Origin of the sequence: Zhengella sedimenti (genome assembly GCF_046506625.1) — a bacterium.
In the GTDB taxonomy this organism is placed as follows: Bacteria; Pseudomonadota; Alphaproteobacteria; order Rhizobiales; family Rhizobiaceae; genus Zhengella; species Zhengella sedimenti.
Genome location: NZ_JBKFFP010000005.1, coordinates 60,903 through 75,536, shown reverse-complemented (window position 1 = coordinate 75,536; position 14,634 = coordinate 60,903). Strand labels below are relative to the sequence as shown.

The following is a 14,634-nucleotide window of genomic DNA, read 5'->3' as shown; positions in this document are numbered from 1 at the left end:
ATGTTTTTATTCACACGATCGGAGTGATCAAGATTTCGGATCTCTCCGGCAGCGCCATCTCATGCCGTTGATCGCCAATAACCAATTGGCATTATTGCCTGCAACCGGGTCCGATCGCCGAACGCTTGCGCTACAAGATCGATGCCGTGCAACCGGGACTGTCGTTGCCCGCCTCGAGTTCCAGCAACCGGGCATTCGTTTTCATCAAGGCGGCGGTGAGGGCGGCTTCGTCGGCTTCAAGTGACATGTCGACAATGATGGCCATGAGCGACCAGATCATCCGGCGGTCCCCGTGGATCTCGCTCAATCGATGAATCTCCGGCCGGACGGCGCCGACGCACTCGGCGATGCACCGCATCTGCGCGCTCGATTCCTCGGGCTCATCGCCAAGCCAGAAACTGTGCCGCATGACGTCGAAAGGCGGGGTATCGGCGCGCATCGCTCCACGGACCTTCTGCCAGGTTGTTCCTTGTTTCATCCGTTCGCAAAGGGGTGGGCCGGAGGCGCACGACGTTTCCTACGAGTCGGCCAACTGCCCCGTTGCGGCTTCCATCAGTTCGTTCTGGTGCCGGACCGCACCGCACAACCAAAGCAACGTTCCCGTCAGAACGAGCGCCGCGCCGGTATTCGCCAGTGAATCCCATGATTCCATCCCGGACATGCAGATCAATCCGATGCCCAGGACGGACATGACGAGCCCTGCGAAAAGCTGCTGCTGACCGCCTGTCCCGATTGCCTTGAAGCGTGCCAAGACCCGTCCCTCCGTTTGCGATGATCCCGTTTTGATTTTTCTTACAGGTTACGCGCCGGATGAGATTTGTAAAACGAATATAAATGCAGGATGATATCGAAAATATCGCTGGATAGCCCATGAACATTGAACAGGCCCGCAGCTTCCTCACCGTGGCCGACACCGGCAGCTTCGTCGCGGCCGGCGAACGCCTGCATGTCACGCAGTCAACGATCAGCGCGCGAATCCGTGCGTTGGAGGAAACGCTTGGCTGCGTCCTTTTCGTGCGCAACAAGACCGGTGCGTCATTGACCGGTGCGGGCGTCCGGTTCCAGACCCATGCCTTGCAGATGGTCAGGGCATTCGAAAGGGCGAGGCGAGAAACCGGCCTGCCGGACACGATCCGCGCCCAGGTCGCTATCGGAGCGCGTTTCGGGCTCTGGGACAGCCTCGCCGTGCAATGGCTGGCGCAGCAGCGAAAGGATCGCCCCGACGTCTCGTTCCATGCCGAGATCGCGTTCGAGCCAGAATTGATGCAGGGCCTGATCGACGGCCATCTCGACATCGGGATCATGTACACGCCGCAGCACCGGCCGAAACTGGAAATCCGGCCATTCATGACGGAGCGGCTTCGGCTGGTGTCCTCGGAGCGCAATGCCTCGCTCACGCCCGACAGCTACATCCATATCGAGTGGGGACCCGAGTTCGATGCCCAGCTGGCCAGCAGTTTCCCGGAGTTCTTCCGGACCCGCTTGTCGTTCAACATCGGCTGGCTCGGCGTCCGGTTTCTCAAGACGGCGCCGGCCTGCGCCTATTTTCCGGAACAGTTCGTGCGCCGCGAACTCGATGCCGGGGTCTTTCATGTCGTGGACGACGCCCCTGCTTTCGATCTTCCGTCTTCACTGGTCCTGCGTGACGACCGGGACCGCTCGCTCGTCGATCCGATGGTGGAAAGCCTGCTGGACCTTGTCCGGTCACGATGACGGCCTGTGGATCAGGGCCGTCAGCGGATGGATCCACATGGCAGGATTTCAGCAGCGGCCAGCGGACCGGACGTCATGTGTCTGTCCGGACAGACCTGGTCGGCGAACTGCGTCCGGGAACCGGGAATGTCCCCCGGGACCGGATCGTGTGGTCAGGGTTCAGGACCAGACGGAACGCGCGTTCCCCATGGTAGAATGTAATCCGCCAGCGGCCCTGGTCCTCGCCTTCGCCGGCTTCGGTCTTCGAGGTGATGCGCCCGTCGCGCATCAGGCTCCGGATTTCCTCGACCGGCAGTCTGAACCCGGATGCCAGCACGGCCGCGTCGACCACGAAGCCGTCATCGTCGCGTTCGATGCCGCTCATGATTGCCCTCGCCAATAATCGTTTGCCGCGGCCACGGTCGCGAAATGGGTCGCGACCACATGGCTGACCGCAATCAACGCATTGGCGTCCTCGGCATAGTCGGGGCGGAGCCTGTCGCGCACGCCGGCATCCGGCTGGGTTGCCTTGACCGCGACCCGCGCCAGTTTCACGGCAAGGTCATAGCCTTCCTGCGGTGTTTTCGTGCGCAGCGTCGGTAGCCAGTCCGTCATGATGCATTCCTTTCTCTTCGCGTTGGCGTACAGGACAACCTGCCGGACCGCAGGACCATGGCCCGGTTCCGCCCTGCCATTTCACGCCGCCGCCGGTTCCGGCAGGGCGATATCGGCGAGCGTGGACGTGTTCAGATCGTCGATGAATGCCGCTTCGGCTCGCCGCAGCCTCGCCTTGAGACGGCAGCAGCCATCGATGGTACAGCCGCTTCCGCGCTCCTGGAAACACTCCACCAGCGCCTGGCCCTGTTCCAGCAACCGCACAATCTCTCCCAGCCGGATATCGGCTGGATCACGGCGCAGGATGGCCCCGCCGCTGCCGCCGCGCCGGGTCTCGACGATTCCGCCACGGGCCAGCTGCTGCATGATCTTGATCAGATGGTTTCGCGAGAGCCCGAACTCGACGGCCAGTTCAGCGGTGGAAAACGCCCGGTCCGGGGCGCTCGCCATGCGCATCAGCATGCGCAGTCCGTAGTCGGCGAAGGAGGTCAGTCGCATTCCGGGTTGCCATCCGCTTGAATAGGTATTTACAATACCACTTATCAGATATAGACACAGATGCAACCCCGAACACGGGAGCCAGCCATGGCCTCCATCAACACCGAGATCGTTTCCGCCCGCCCGCAGATGACCGCCGAGATCATGGCGCGGACCGGGCTGGACGAGGAAATCCTGACCCGGCTGGTGCATCGTTTCTACGAAAAGGTGCGCGCCGATGCGGTTCTCGGGCCGATCTTCGCGGCCCGGATTTCCGAATGGGAACCCCATCTGGAGAAAATGGTGGCTTTCTGGTCCTCGGTCGCGCTGATGACCGGACGATACCAGGGCGCGCCGGTTCCCGCCCATGCCGGCCTGCCGGTCCAGTGGGAGCATTTCGAGCGCTGGCTGGCGCTGTTTCGTCAGACCGCCCGCGAAACCTGCCCGCCGGAGGGTGCGGCCCATGTCATCGAACGGGCCGAGCGGATCGCGCGCGCGCTGCACAGGGCGGTCGAGGATGCGAAGACCGGAACCATCCTGTCAATGCCGTGAAACCGGAATGCCGACAAGAGGTGGCATCATGAGGGACAAGTTCGACAACACACCCGCCGCCCGTGCCTATGCCTCGCCGCCTTGCTACGCCGCGCAAGTCGCAACCGACTACTTCGATCCGCTGGCCGTCGATCCCGAACAGGCCCGCGACGTCGCGCGTTGGCGAAAGGCGGAACGAATGCGCCTTCGAGGCGATCGCATCGCCCTGTCGGTGGCGGAACGGAAATCCGCCGGCGCGGCGCTTGCAGCCCACTTGCGAACATATCTCCGGGAACGGTTCGGCGACATGCACGGGCAGGTCTTTTCCGCATACTGGCCCATCAAGGGCGAGCCGGACCTGCGCCCCCTGATGGATGAACTGCACAAGGCTGGTGTCGTTATCGCGCTGCCCCTGGTCGAGGTGAAACAGGCCCCGCTGGTCTTCCGCCGCTGGACACCCGGCACCAAGATGGTGAAGGGCGACTGGGGCATCCCGGTTCCGCCGCCGGACGCACCGGAAGTCATTCCTTCGATCACCCTGGCACCCGTCGTCGGCTGGACAGGTGACGGCTATCGCCTCGGCTATGGCGGCGGCTATTTCGACCGGACGCTGGCGGCATTGACTCCCCGGCCCTTCACGATCGGGATAGGATATGCTGCCGCACGCCTGGACACGATATTTCCACAGCCCCACGACATCGCCATGGACCTTGTCCTTACCGAGGCGGGTACGAAATACGAACGACCGTGATTGAAGGTTTGACTGCCCGCGGACCACTTGTCACCGGCTGATCCTGTGGCGTGTCCCTGCCCGCTTCTCGATGCCGGGCAACAGTTGCATCCCGAGGCCGGGGCCTTCCGGGACAGTTACGAAACCTCCCTCGACCGGCGGCAAGGCATCGACGTAGTCCCCGTACCAGCCATAGTAGAATCCGCGCGAAATCTCCTGTTCGCGGACATTCGGTGCCGCCAGCGCAATGTGCGTCGACACCGCAAGGGTGACCGGGCCCATGCAGTCGTGAAAGGCGACGTTGCTGGCATGTGCTTCTGCCAGGGCCGCGACCTTGCGCGCCAGGGTCAGCCCTCCGCCCCAGGTGATGTCGATGATCGGTGTTGCCACAGCACCGCTTTCGATCAGGTTGGTGAAGGCGCCGATGCCTGCCAGCGTTTCGCCGCCGGCAATCGGTGTGCGGGTTTCGCTCGCGAGGGTCGCGAGTTCGGGGGTGCGATCCATCCAGATCGGGTCTTCGATCCAGTCGATGTCCAGTTCGTCCAGCGCGGCGCATATCTTGCGGGCGGCGTTCAGCGACCAAAGGCCGTGCAACTCCGCCTTCAGCCGCATGCGGGACCCGTGGACCGAGCGGATCTTCTGGAAGGGTGCCAGTCCTTTCGCCAGATCGGAGGGAGAAATGTCGGCCCCGTCGGCTGCACCTGCCGCGAAGTCGAACGGCCAGATCTTCATCGATTCGATACCCATTTCGAGCAGCGAAGCGGCAAGCTCGTCCGGGTAGTGCATGAAACCTTCGAGATCCTCGTGGCGGCCGCGCGACAACTCGCCCCCGCTGTTGCCGAAATTCTCCGGCCGGACAGCGGAAGAGGCTGACAGATACCGCGGACCGGCACAGGTATTGTAGACCTGGATGCGCTCGCGCATGCGACCGCCGAGCAGATCGCACAAGGGCATGCCGGCTTCCTTGCCAAGCAGGTCCCAGAGCGCCACGTCGACCGCGGACAGGGCACGCATTTCCGCGCCTGTTCCGGAAAAGCCGGCATAGGGCTGCATCCTCCTGTTCAGGTATTCGATCCGCCGCGAATCCTGACCAAGGATCATCGGTGCGATGCGGGTGTGGATGTCCTCCTCAACGGCGGTCGCACCGAAGAAAAGCTCGCCCAGGCCAGTCAGCCCGTCCTCCCCGTGCACCCGGACCCAGAGGAGGTTCGGCATGTCGGCCGGACAGATCGTTTCCACCGCTGTGATTCGCATTCGGTCTTCCTCCCATGCTGGCTGTCCGAAGGCCCAGCCCCGATTCGAGCAATCATAGATGCCAGGGTTCTTCATGTCTCGGCAGGACAGCAAAAGCATCCGAAGCGAGCGGACTCCTTCAATCGATCGGTGCTGGGCGGCATAGCGGGCTTCGATGCGCAGGCGGGCAGATCTGGTCCGTGTCCGGGAATGCATGGCGCGGGCCGGGGCCAGCGGGAAGGCCCTGACGGGCGACATCCTCGCCGGTGGGTCAGCGCCGGGCCAGAGCCGGCTCGGCCGGCATGGGCCAGTGCTCCGGTTCCGGCGATTCGATGGCCGGTCCGGCCGCAACCGTGCGGCGGCGGCGAAGGCGTTCTTCCCAGGCCAGCGCACTGGTGACGATTCCTTCCAGCGAAGCATGGCGCGGGTGCCAGCCGAGCACGCTGCGGGCGCGAGCGGCATTGGCGACCACGGCATGGAGGTCGCCGGGGCGGCGGCCTTCCCGGCGCAGTTCGAAATCGCGGCCCGACACCCGCTGCACGCATTCGATGACTTCCCGCACGGTAAAGCCGTCACCATAGCCGAGATTGGCCACGAGGCTTTCGCCGCCGGCCCGCAGGTGGGCGAGCGCCAGCCAGTGCGCCTCGACGAGGTCGGCAACGTGGATGAAATCGCGGATGCAGGTGCCGTCGCGTGTCGGATAATCGGTGCCGTAGATGCTCATGAAGGCGCGCTTTCCCACGGCGGTCTCGCAGGCCACCTTCAACAGGTGCGTGGCGCCCGGCGTCGATTGACCGGTCCGCCCCTCGGGATCGGCGCCCGAGACATTGAAATAGCGCAGGGCCGCGTAGCGGAAGTCATGTGCCGCGGCGGTATCGCGCAGCATCATCTCGCTCATCAGCTTGGACCTGCCATAGGGGCTGGCGGGCTCCAGCGGGGCGTCTTCGGTCAGCGGGGTTCCGTCGCCCTGCGCATAGACGGCGGCCGTGGATGAAAATACCAGGCAGCCAACCCCGGTATCGATCGCCGCTTCCAGAAGGCCGCGCGTGGCGCAGGTATTGTTGTCATAGTAGCCGAGCGGGTCGGCAACCGAATCCGGCACCACGACGGAACCGGCGAAATGGAGAATGGCGTCCACCTTCTCCTCGCGAAGGATGCGGCGGACCATCATCGTGTCGGCAATGTCGCCGACGACCAGGCGGGCTGCCGGGGCAACGGCCCAGGCATGTCCCGTCGACAGGCGGTCTATGACGACAACCCTTTCGCCCGCATCCACCAGGCGCCAGACCATGTGAGAGCCGATATATCCGGCGCCGCCCGTCACCAGAACCGCCATTGCCGTGCCTCCGTCGCGCAGACCAGGCCGCGGACCGCCCCATGCGGCCCGGACTTGTCATCCCGTTGGCGCGCAGGATAGCGGCATGGCGTTGAAATCCCCCGATCAGGCGCATCCGCCTTTTAGCCGTCGGGGAAAGCAAGTGTTTACCATGGGCAGGCTTGCCGCCGGACCGGCTGTCCGGCGGCCATGGCGGCCAGATCAGGCCTTCCTGTTCACCAGCGCGTCGCGGATCTCGGTGAGGAGCACGATATCGGCCGGCGGCGGCGCCTCGGGGGCCGGCGCCTCCGGCTCTTCCATCGAGCGGCGGATCCTGTTGACCGTGCGAACCATCATGAAGATGATGAAGGCGAGGATCAGGAAGTTGATCGCGACGGTGACGAAGTTGCCATAGGCCAGCACCGCGCCCTGTTCGCGCGCGGCCTCCAGCGTGTCGGCCGTCACGCCCGATGCGAGCGGAATGAAATAATTGGAAAAGTCGAACCCGCCGAAAATGGCGCCGACGACCGGCATGATGATGTCGTCGGTCAGCGACTTGACGATAAGGCCGAACGCGCCGCCGATGATGACGCCGACAGCCAGGTCCATGACATTGCCCCTGGCAATGAATTCCCTGAATTCCTTCAACATATGCTTTCCCTCTCCGTTCTTCATTCCAATCAGGCCGATGTGTACTTGCTGGCCGGCAGTCATACCGGTAGCACGGCCTTCGGAGAACGCCACCGTTTTTTGCAGTGGCAGGATGCGCCAGCGCCGGGCGCTTGAAGCCGTGAGCCACAATCCGGCTCGACGCGACTCGCGCAGAACGCCGCTATCTTCTATGACTGGACGGTGACGCATGGTCCTTGGAAGTGGAGGAGCGGGGCCGGATGAACAGCTGGGTGATCATTTTCACGGCGCTCGCCTACCTGTCACTGCTGTTCGCCATTGCAAGCTGGGGCGACAAGCGGCGCAAGCGGAGCGCGGGCGAATACCGTCCGATGATCTATTCGCTCAGCCTGGCGGTCTATTGCACCTCCTGGACCTTCTTCGGCTCGGTCGGGCTTGCTTCCGAGCGCGGGCTGGAATTCCTGACCATCTATATCGGTCCGATCCTCGTCTACCTTTTCGGCCATCGCATGCTGCGCCGCATCCTGCGGGTGTCGAAGGCCGAACGCATCACCTCGATCGCCGACTTTCTGGCCGCGCGCTACGGCAAGAGCTTCTCCGTGGCGGCGCTGGCCACGGTCATCGCCACGGTCGGCACCGTTCCCTACATCGCGCTGCAACTCAAGGCGGTCTCCGGTTCCATCGAACTGATGATCGCGCATGAAAGCGCCGGGGCAAGCATACCGATCCCAGGCGACATGGCACTGACCGTCGCGGCTCTGCTGGCCCTGTTCGCGATCCTGTTCGGCACGCGCCATGCCGACGCGACCGAGCACCAGGACGGCATGGTGCTGGCGATCGCGGTGGAATCGGTCATCAAGCTGGTCGCCTTCCTGGCCATTGGCGTGGCCGTCACCTTCTTCATGTTCGACACGCCGAAGACGCTGCTGGACGCCATGCAGGCCAACGAACGGGTGCAGGCGGCGCTGACCTATGAGACCAGTCCGACGACCTGGATCGTCATGACCATGCTCAGCGGCATGGCCATCCTGATGCTGCCGCGCCAGTTCTACATCTCGGTGGTGGAGAACCGGTCCGAGCGCGAACTGGACACGGCGACATGGCTGTTTCCGCTCTATCTGGTCCTCATCAACATCTTCGTGCTGCCCATCGCCTTCGCCGGCATCACCACGATCGGAAACCAGGCAAGCGCCGATCTCTACGTGCTGGCCATTCCGCTGGTGCATGGCAGCGATGTCCTCGCCCTGGTCTCGCTGATCGGCGGCCTGTCGGCAGCCACCGCCATGGTCATCGTCGCCAGCGTGGCGCTTTCGATCATGATCTCCAACGACCTCGTCATTCCGGTCCTGCTGAAGCGCGCGCAGATCCCGACGGCGGGCGAGAAGGAAGACTGGTCGCGCATCATCCTGAACGTGCGGCGGGCGGCCATCTGCCTCATCCTCGTGGCGGCGCTGCTCTACTATCGCGAGATCGCCAACAACATCCGCCTGGCATCCATCGGGCTGCTGTCGTTCGCCGCGCTGGCACAGTTCGCACCCGCCTTCTTCGGCGCGCTGCTGTGGCGCGGTGCCAATGCGCGCGGCGCGGTCATGGGGATGAGCGCGGGCATCCTGGTATGGGGCTACACGCTGCTGCTGCCGTCCTTCCTGCCCGACGACGCGCACATCATCACCGACGGACTGTGGGGCTTCACCGCCCTGCGGCCGGAAGCCCTTTTCGGCGTGGAGGCGGAACCGCTGAACCATGGCGTTCTCTGGAGCCTTGCGGCCAATACGCTGTTCTTCATCATGGGATGCCTGTCGCGCGCGGCGACCCCGCGCGAGCGCATCCAGGCGGCGATCTTCGTGCCGCGCGAAAGCGCCCAGATCCCCGGCCTGCGCCGTTTCCGCACGGCGGTGACGAACAGCGAACTGAAGGACACCATCTCGCGCTACCTTGGCGCGGAGCGCACGGAGCGCTCCTTCCAGACGTTCGAACAGAACGAGGGGCGCAAGTACATGGCCTCGCAGATCGCCGATGCCGGGACGATCCGCTTTGCCGAGCAATTGCTGGCCAGCGCGGTCGGATCGTCCTCGGCGCGGCTGATCCTGTCGCTGCTCTTCCAGCGCGTCGACGCCAATTCGCGCAACGCCTACCGGCTGCTCGACGACGCCTCGGAAGCGCTGCAGCAAAACCGCGACCTGCTGCAGATCGCCCTGGACCAGATGGAGGACGGCATCACCGTCTACGACCAGGATTTCGGCCTGTCGTGCTGGAACCGGCAGTTCCGCACGCTGTTCGACCTGCCCGACGAACTGGGCCAGGTCGGCACGTCCATTTCCAAGGTGATCGACTATCTCGTGCGGCGCGGCGACATCGCCAAGAACGACGAGGAAACGATCCTTGAACGGCTGACCGTGACCCACGCGACCTGGCAGATGGAACTCCTGAGCACCGGGCGCATCATCGAGGTGCGTTCCAATCCGATGCCGAACGGGGGAGTCGTGGCCAGCTATGCCGACATCACCGACCGGGTCAAGGCCGACCTCGCGCTCAAGCGCGCCAACGAGACGCTGGAGCAGCGGGTGGCGGCGCGCACAGCCGAACTGCTGGAACTGAACGAGGAACTGGCGCAGGCGCAGCGTCTCGCGGAAGAGGCCAATCTCGGCAAGACGCGTTTCCTTGCCGGTGCCGGCCACGACATCCTGCAACCGCTCAACGCCGCGCGCCTCTATTGTTCGGCGCTCAAGGAATCGATCGCCGACCAGGCAACGCGCTCGGCGCTTTCCAACATCGATTCCTCGCTGGATTCGGTGGAGACCATCCTCGGCGCCGTTCTCGACATCTCGCGGCTCGACACGGGCGCAATGAAGCCCAAGGAGAGCATTTTCCGCCTCGATTCAATGCTGGAACAGTTGCGCAACGACTTCACGCCGGCGGCGAGAGAAAAGGCACTGGAGCTGACGATCGTGCCGTCCAGCCTGAATGTCGAGACCGACCGCAACCTGTTGCGGCGCGTTCTCCAGAACCTCGTGTCCAATGCCATCAAGTACACGCGCAGCGGCAAGGTGCTCGTCGGCGTACGGCGGCGCGGCCGGCTTTGCGAGATCCAGGTGATCGACACCGGCATCGGCATCCGCGCCGACAAGCTCAATACGGTCTTCCGCGAGTTCACACGCCTCGACGAAGGCGCGCGCGAGGCCGAGGGGCTAGGGCTCGGGCTTTCCATCGTCGACAGGATCGCGCGCGTGCTGCGGCTGGAGATCCGCATCTGGTCGGAGCCCGGCAAGGGGACGCGCTTCTCGGTCCTGATCCCCGTGACGCAAGCCGAACAGGACGCGGTGGCCGCCCCGGCCGCCACGGCACAGGCCGCGCGCGGCTCGCTGACCGGGACCCGGGTGCTGTGCATCGACAATGACATGCGCATTCTCGACGGCATGCGCATGTTGCTGGAGAACTGGGGCTGCGAGGTGATCGCCCATGCCGGCGCGGCCGAGTTCGAGGCGGCATTCGACCGGAATGGCCTGGTCCCCGACGTCATCGTGGCCGATTTCCATCTGGACGGCGCGACGGGTTTCGACGCCATCACCAGCATTCATGAGCGGCTCGGCCGCAATGTACCGGCCATCATGCTGACCGCGAACCGGTCCGACGAGGTGAAGGCGGCGGCGGAGGAACGCCAGATCCCGCTGCTCTACAAGCCGGTGAAGCCGGCGGCGCTGCGCACCGCTCTCAACCGCAGCCGCAAGATGCTGCCCAAGGCGGCCGAATAGGCGGCGGGGTGGCGGTCAGCCTGTCACCGAAAAGGGCTCGGTGCCGATCCTCGACAGGCGAATGACCGCCTGGGTGCGGCTGTCCACGCCCAGTTTTTGCAGGACGGCGGAGACATGCGCCTTGATCGTGGCTTCCGAAACGTTGAGTTCATAGGCGATCTGCTTGTTGAGCAGGCCTTCGGCAAGCATGGAAAGGACGCGCGTCTGCTGCGGCGTCAAGGTCTGGATGCGGGCGATCAGGTCGGAAATCTCGGGGTCGTGCTCCTCGCCAAGGTCGATGTTGGCCGGTGTCACGATTTCGCCCTGGAGGACGGCGTCGACCGCGTTGCGGATGTCTTCCATGCTGGAGGACTTGGAAATGAAGCCGGACGCGCCGAGTTCCAGCGACCGGCGGATGGTCTCCGGATCGTCGCTCGCCGACACCACGATGACCGGCACGGCCGCCTGCAGGCCGCGCATCCCGACAAGCGCGGACAGGCCGGAGGCTCCGGGCATGGACAGGTCGAGCAGGATCAGGTCGAGATCGTCATGGGTCGCGGCAATGGCCTTGGCCGTCTCGAAATCCCCTGCCTCGACGATCTCGATGTCCCCGGCCGCGCCGCCGATGGCCTGTTTGAGTGCGCCGCGAAACAACGGGTGATCGTCCGCCACGAGAAATTTCGTTCCAGCCGTCACATCACCCTCCCCGACGCGGCAGACGCACACGGCAAACGCGTGCGCGATGCTTGCGTTTGAATTATCCGATGTTACGAGTTGTTTTCAAGGCGAAGTTTTCGCAATCCGCGCATCGGGGGCAGATGGGCGGAGGACCAATTGACCCGTGCCGGCAGCACGAGCGATGGAAAGACGGCAGGACAGACCACCTTGCAATCCAGTGAAAGCGACATTCCGGCGCCCGTCCTGACAGGCATCCTCGCGGCCGGCTATTGCGGCGTCCTCGTCGCCGGGATGATCCTGGAACGGCTCGGCGTGCCGGCCGCCATCATCCAGTGGTTCGTCATCGCCGGCGCCCTCGCGCCGTTCCTGCTGCTCGGCCTGCTTTCCGGCACGATGCAGACGGGCAGTTTCGCCGGCAAAGGGCTGCAAGGCGGTCTTGTCCACGATGCCGCCGGCCTGGCGGGCGCCGTCATCACGGGCGGAATGATGTTCCTCGCCTCCCGGCTTGCGGTCAGCGATCCCGCCCTGGGCCTGATCCTGGTCGCCGGAGTGGCGACGGGTATCGGATTGCACGGATTCATTGCACCACCGGGCACGGAAGGAAGCCCGGTCGGGAGCCCTGCCTGGCAGTTGTCGCGCGCGACCGGCAACCGGCAGGTCCGGCTGGTGGCCGGCCTGTTCCTGGCACTGCTGGCGCTCGGCGTGCTGGCCGCCCAGTTCCGGATCCTTGTGTTGATGCTGGACGTCCTTTTTCCCGCAATGGCGCCCGCACACTGGCTGGTTGCCGCCGGGATCGGGCTGGCCGGCGCCTGGACCGGCGGGTTCAGCAGCGCGTCGCGCAGCCTGCCCTTTTCCTTCGCGATCGTTTTCATCGGGCTGGCCGCGCCGCTGGCTGTCCTGACCCATGCGGCGGGAGACCTGACCTGGGCGGAGTTCTTCGCGGGCGTGCCGGAAACAGGGGTCGTGCAGGGCGGCCTCCCTGTCCTGCCCCTGGCCGTTTCCACCTGGGAGTGGGGCATCGAGCCGGCATCCGGCTGGTCCGCGGGTCTGGCGCTGTTCGCCACCATGGTGCTGACCGGGATGGTTCTTGCCCTGCTGCTGCCGGCAGCCAACGGCGGGAAGCGCCAAGGCCGCCGGAGATCCGTGCCGCTCCTGGCGGCCGGCCTCGTGCTCCTTGCCGTCATGGCGCTGGTTGTCAATGCCCGCACCGCCGGCATGATCGCCGGCGGATCTCTGACCGACATTCCGGCCGGACTGATCGGCGAGGAAGCCGGCTGGCTGTTCAGGGACGGCATGAACGCCCTGGCGGGTTTCGTGGACATCTGCGGCGTGCCCGCCACGAGTCCCGGCAGCGTCCGGGCCGCCTGCGGCGCAGCGGACCATGTGCTGACGGCCGCCGACATCCGGCTCAATCCCGTGACCGCCTTCCTGCTTCCCGCTGCCGCCTTCGGGATGCCGGCGGTGATGTGGCCGGCCATCCTGCTGGCCGTGGTCCTGGCGTCGGCGGGAACGGCGGCCGCCATGCTGGCGGCCATCGGCAGGCTCATGGCGGAAGGCGGGGCCGTCCCCCGGGCCGGACGGTCGCCCCGTCCGGCTTCGCGGCGTCTGGCGATGGCGCGCGCCGGGATGCTGGCAGCCGGCGCCGGCGCGGCATGGCTCGGCACGAACGGGGGCGTGCGGCCGTTCGACCACGCGATCTGGCCCGGCAGCCTGACGATTTCGGCATTGGCAATTCCCTTCCTGGCTATGGGCTGGCGGAAAAAGCTGCATGCCGCGCCCGTAATGGCGGCGATGTTTGCCGGGGCCATGGTCCCCGCGCTGGTGCTGGCGGCACGCGCGCTCATGGCATTCCCGGACGCGGTGCTGAGCGATACCACGAGCATCGAATGGCTTGCCGCCATGCGCTTGCCCGATGCGGTGCTGCTCGGCGCCGTCGCGAATCTTTGCACCCTTGTCCTGGGCTCGCTGATGGTCCGCGACGGGACAAGACGACAGACGGAGGAGATTGCGCAATGAGCGCTGAATACCTTGCGGCGCTCGGTCTTGATGCCGCACTTCTCGACCCGGACAGCGTTCCCGCCGAAACGCGCGCGCTGAACGCACAAATCGTGGAGCGACTCAGCGCGGCGCCGGACATGTGGCAGTTTCCGCCGCCCGTGCTGCGGCAATTGCGCCTCGACGGGCGCGGCCCATTCCCGATCTGTGCGGAAGACACGGCAGCGCAGACAATCACCATTCCCGGACCCGCAGGTGCCATGCCGGCGCGGCTCCACCGGCCGTCGGGCGGACGGTCACACGGAACCTACCTGCATTTGCACGGCGGCGGCTGGGTCCTCGGAAGCGCGCGCGAGAACGACGCGCGAAACCGGAGGCTTGCGGAGGCCACCGGTCTCACCGTCATCTCGCTGGACTACCGGCTTGCACCGGAACAGCCCTTCCCCGCCGGGCCGGACGACTGCGAGGCAGCGGCACTCTGGCTTGCCGGCGGCGGCCATGATCTCCCCGCCGGTGTGCTGGCCATTGGCGGCGAAAGCGCCGGCGCGCACCTCGCCGTCCTGACGCTCATGCGGCTGCGCGACCGGCACGGGCTTTCGCCGTTTGTTGCCGCCAATCTCAATGCCGGCTGTTACGACCTTTCCGGCACGCCGAGCGTGCGCAACTGGGGCACGGAAAAGCTTGTCCTGAACACCGGCGACATCGACCAGTTCCTCGCCCGGTTCCTGCCGGAGGACACGGACAGGACGTCGCCTTCGGTCTCCCCGCTCCATGGCGACCTGGCCGGGCTGCCGCCTGCCCTGTTCACCTGCGGCACGCGCGACCTGCTGCTCGACGACACGCTCATGATGGCTGCGCGCTGGCGCGAAGCGGGCAACCGGGCGCAGGTCTCGATCTGGCCCGGCGGATGTCACGTCTTCCAGGCCTTTGCCACCGGGCAGGCCGACCGCAGTCTCAGCGAAATCGAAACCTTCCTCACCACTGCAACGGGTGCCAAAGCGTGAGCC

Annotated in this window: 15 protein-coding genes; 6 read left to right on the top strand and 9 right to left on the bottom strand. The window is 65.3% G+C overall.

Annotated elements, in window-relative coordinates; translation table 11 throughout:
- Positions 1 to 130: 130 nt before the first annotated feature.
- Together ACLB6G_RS14315 and ACLB6G_RS14310 are read right to left on the bottom strand one after the other, a co-directional pair.
- Complete coding sequence (locus ACLB6G_RS14315) at positions 131 to 439, bottom strand: hypothetical protein (RefSeq protein ID WP_410356878.1); 309 nt, start codon at positions 437 to 439, stop codon at positions 131 to 133.
- A gap of 78 nt (positions 440 to 517) precedes the next feature.
- Complete coding sequence (locus tag ACLB6G_RS14310) at positions 518 to 751, bottom strand: hypothetical protein (RefSeq protein ID WP_410356877.1); 234 nt, start codon at positions 749 to 751, stop codon at positions 518 to 520.
- Between the two features lie 119 nt (positions 752 to 870).
- Here ACLB6G_RS14310 and ACLB6G_RS14305 point away from each other — a divergent pair, with 119 nt between their 5' ends.
- The gene (locus tag ACLB6G_RS14305) at positions 871 to 1,713 is read left to right on the top strand and encodes a LysR family transcriptional regulator (RefSeq protein ID WP_410356876.1); all 843 of its coding nucleotides are present in this window, start codon (positions 871 to 873) and stop codon (positions 1,711 to 1,713) included.
- 73 nt (positions 1,714 to 1,786) lie between these two features.
- Here the strand turns inward: ACLB6G_RS14305 and ACLB6G_RS14300 are convergent, their stop codons facing one another.
- The 3 genes from ACLB6G_RS14300 to ACLB6G_RS14290 all read right to left on the bottom strand — a co-directional run bounded on the left by ACLB6G_RS14300 (position 1,787) and on the right by ACLB6G_RS14290 (position 2,805).
- Positions 1,787 to 2,077, bottom strand: a complete 291-nt coding sequence (locus tag ACLB6G_RS14300) for a DUF6522 family protein (RefSeq protein ID WP_410356875.1) — start codon at positions 2,075 to 2,077, stop codon at positions 1,787 to 1,789.
- The gene (locus ACLB6G_RS14295; RefSeq protein WP_410356874.1) at positions 2,074 to 2,307 is read right to left on the bottom strand and encodes a hexameric tyrosine-coordinated heme protein; all 234 of its coding nucleotides are present in this window, start codon (positions 2,305 to 2,307) and stop codon (positions 2,074 to 2,076) included. The genes ACLB6G_RS14300 and ACLB6G_RS14295 overlap by 4 nt, the downstream gene beginning before the upstream one ends.
- An 81-nt stretch (positions 2,308 to 2,388) precedes the next feature.
- Positions 2,389 to 2,805 carry an RrF2 family transcriptional regulator gene (locus ACLB6G_RS14290; RefSeq protein ID WP_410356873.1) on the bottom strand — a complete coding sequence of 139 codons (417 nt, stop codon included), beginning with the start codon at positions 2,803 to 2,805 and terminating at the stop codon, positions 2,389 to 2,391.
- 87 nt (positions 2,806 to 2,892) lie between these two features.
- On the opposite strand from ACLB6G_RS14290, the gene ACLB6G_RS14285 reads away from it, so the two are divergent.
- Together ACLB6G_RS14285 and ACLB6G_RS14280 are read left to right on the top strand one after the other, a co-directional pair.
- Positions 2,893 to 3,336 carry a group III truncated hemoglobin gene (locus tag ACLB6G_RS14285; RefSeq protein WP_410356872.1) on the top strand — a complete coding sequence of 148 codons (444 nt, stop codon included), beginning with the start codon at positions 2,893 to 2,895 and terminating at the stop codon, positions 3,334 to 3,336.
- A 28-nt stretch (positions 3,337 to 3,364) separates the two neighbouring features.
- Positions 3,365 to 4,066, top strand: a complete 702-nt coding sequence (locus ACLB6G_RS14280) for a 5-formyltetrahydrofolate cyclo-ligase (protein WP_410356871.1) — start codon at positions 3,365 to 3,367, stop codon at positions 4,064 to 4,066.
- Positions 4,067 to 4,096: 30 nt separating this feature from the next.
- Here ACLB6G_RS14280 and ACLB6G_RS14275 read toward each other — a convergent pair whose 3' ends face one another.
- The 3 genes from ACLB6G_RS14275 to mscL form a co-directional block, all read right to left on the bottom strand.
- Positions 4,097 to 5,299 carry a mandelate racemase/muconate lactonizing enzyme family protein gene (locus ACLB6G_RS14275; RefSeq protein WP_410356870.1) on the bottom strand — a complete coding sequence of 401 codons (1,203 nt, stop codon included), beginning with the start codon at positions 5,297 to 5,299 and terminating at the stop codon, positions 4,097 to 4,099.
- A 250-nt stretch (positions 5,300 to 5,549) separates the two neighbouring features.
- Positions 5,550 to 6,614 (bottom strand): UDP-glucose 4-epimerase GalE, encoded by a 1,065-nt coding sequence (galE, locus tag ACLB6G_RS14270; RefSeq protein ID WP_410356869.1) that lies wholly within the window; start codon positions 6,612 to 6,614, stop codon positions 5,550 to 5,552.
- Between the two features lie 201 nt (positions 6,615 to 6,815).
- A complete protein-coding gene (gene mscL / locus ACLB6G_RS14265) occupies positions 6,816 to 7,244 on the bottom strand; it encodes a large conductance mechanosensitive channel protein MscL (protein ID WP_410356868.1) in 429 nt (142 codons plus the stop codon).
- Positions 7,245 to 7,483: 239 nt separating this feature from the next.
- Between mscL and ACLB6G_RS14260 the strand changes: the two genes are divergently transcribed.
- Entirely contained in the window at positions 7,484 to 10,975 is a 3,492-nt protein-coding gene (locus ACLB6G_RS14260; RefSeq protein WP_410356867.1) for a PAS domain-containing hybrid sensor histidine kinase/response regulator, read from the top strand.
- A 15-nt stretch (positions 10,976 to 10,990) separates the two neighbouring features.
- Here ACLB6G_RS14260 and ACLB6G_RS14255 read toward each other — a convergent pair whose 3' ends face one another.
- Positions 10,991 to 11,650 (bottom strand): response regulator, encoded by a 660-nt coding sequence (locus ACLB6G_RS14255; protein WP_410356866.1) that lies wholly within the window; start codon positions 11,648 to 11,650, stop codon positions 10,991 to 10,993.
- Between the two features lie 189 nt (positions 11,651 to 11,839).
- Between ACLB6G_RS14255 and ACLB6G_RS14250 the strand changes: the two genes are divergently transcribed.
- Both ACLB6G_RS14250 and ACLB6G_RS14245 read left to right on the top strand, forming a co-directional pair.
- Positions 11,840 to 13,648: a hypothetical protein gene (locus ACLB6G_RS14250; protein WP_410356865.1), complete on the top strand. Its 1,809-nt coding sequence runs from the start codon at positions 11,840 to 11,842 to the stop codon at positions 13,646 to 13,648.
- Positions 13,645 to 14,631: an alpha/beta hydrolase gene (locus ACLB6G_RS14245; protein ID WP_410356864.1), complete on the top strand. Its 987-nt coding sequence runs from the start codon at positions 13,645 to 13,647 to the stop codon at positions 14,629 to 14,631. Before ACLB6G_RS14250 ends, ACLB6G_RS14245 begins: the two co-directional genes overlap by 4 nt.
- Positions 14,632 to 14,634: the final 3 nt, after the last annotated feature.

Coding starts and splice junctions, on each gene's coding strand:
- ACLB6G_RS14315 (WP_410356878.1), bottom strand. CDS start 439: ATGCGCGCCGATACCCCGCCTTTCGACGTCATGCGGCACAGTTTCTGG.
- ACLB6G_RS14305 (WP_410356876.1), top strand. CDS start 871: ATGAACATTGAACAGGCCCGCAGCTTCCTCACCGTGGCCGACACCGGC.
- ACLB6G_RS14300 (WP_410356875.1), bottom strand. CDS start 2,077: ATGAGCGGCATCGAACGCGACGATGACGGCTTCGTGGTCGACGCGGCC.
- ACLB6G_RS14295 (WP_410356874.1), bottom strand. CDS start 2,307: ATGACGGACTGGCTACCGACGCTGCGCACGAAAACACCGCAGGAAGGC.
- ACLB6G_RS14290 (WP_410356873.1), bottom strand. CDS start 2,805: ATGCGACTGACCTCCTTCGCCGACTACGGACTGCGCATGCTGATGCGC.
- ACLB6G_RS14285 (WP_410356872.1), top strand. CDS start 2,893: ATGGCCTCCATCAACACCGAGATCGTTTCCGCCCGCCCGCAGATGACC.
- ACLB6G_RS14280 (WP_410356871.1), top strand. CDS start 3,365: ATGAGGGACAAGTTCGACAACACACCCGCCGCCCGTGCCTATGCCTCG.
- ACLB6G_RS14275 (WP_410356870.1), bottom strand. CDS start 5,299: ATGCGAATCACAGCGGTGGAAACGATCTGTCCGGCCGACATGCCGAAC.
- galE (WP_410356869.1), bottom strand. CDS start 6,614: ATGGCGGTTCTGGTGACGGGCGGCGCCGGATATATCGGCTCTCACATG.
- mscL (WP_410356868.1), bottom strand. CDS start 7,244: ATGTTGAAGGAATTCAGGGAATTCATTGCCAGGGGCAATGTCATGGAC.
- ACLB6G_RS14260 (WP_410356867.1), top strand. CDS start 7,484: ATGAACAGCTGGGTGATCATTTTCACGGCGCTCGCCTACCTGTCACTG.
- ACLB6G_RS14245 (WP_410356864.1), top strand. CDS start 13,645: ATGAGCGCTGAATACCTTGCGGCGCTCGGTCTTGATGCCGCACTTCTC.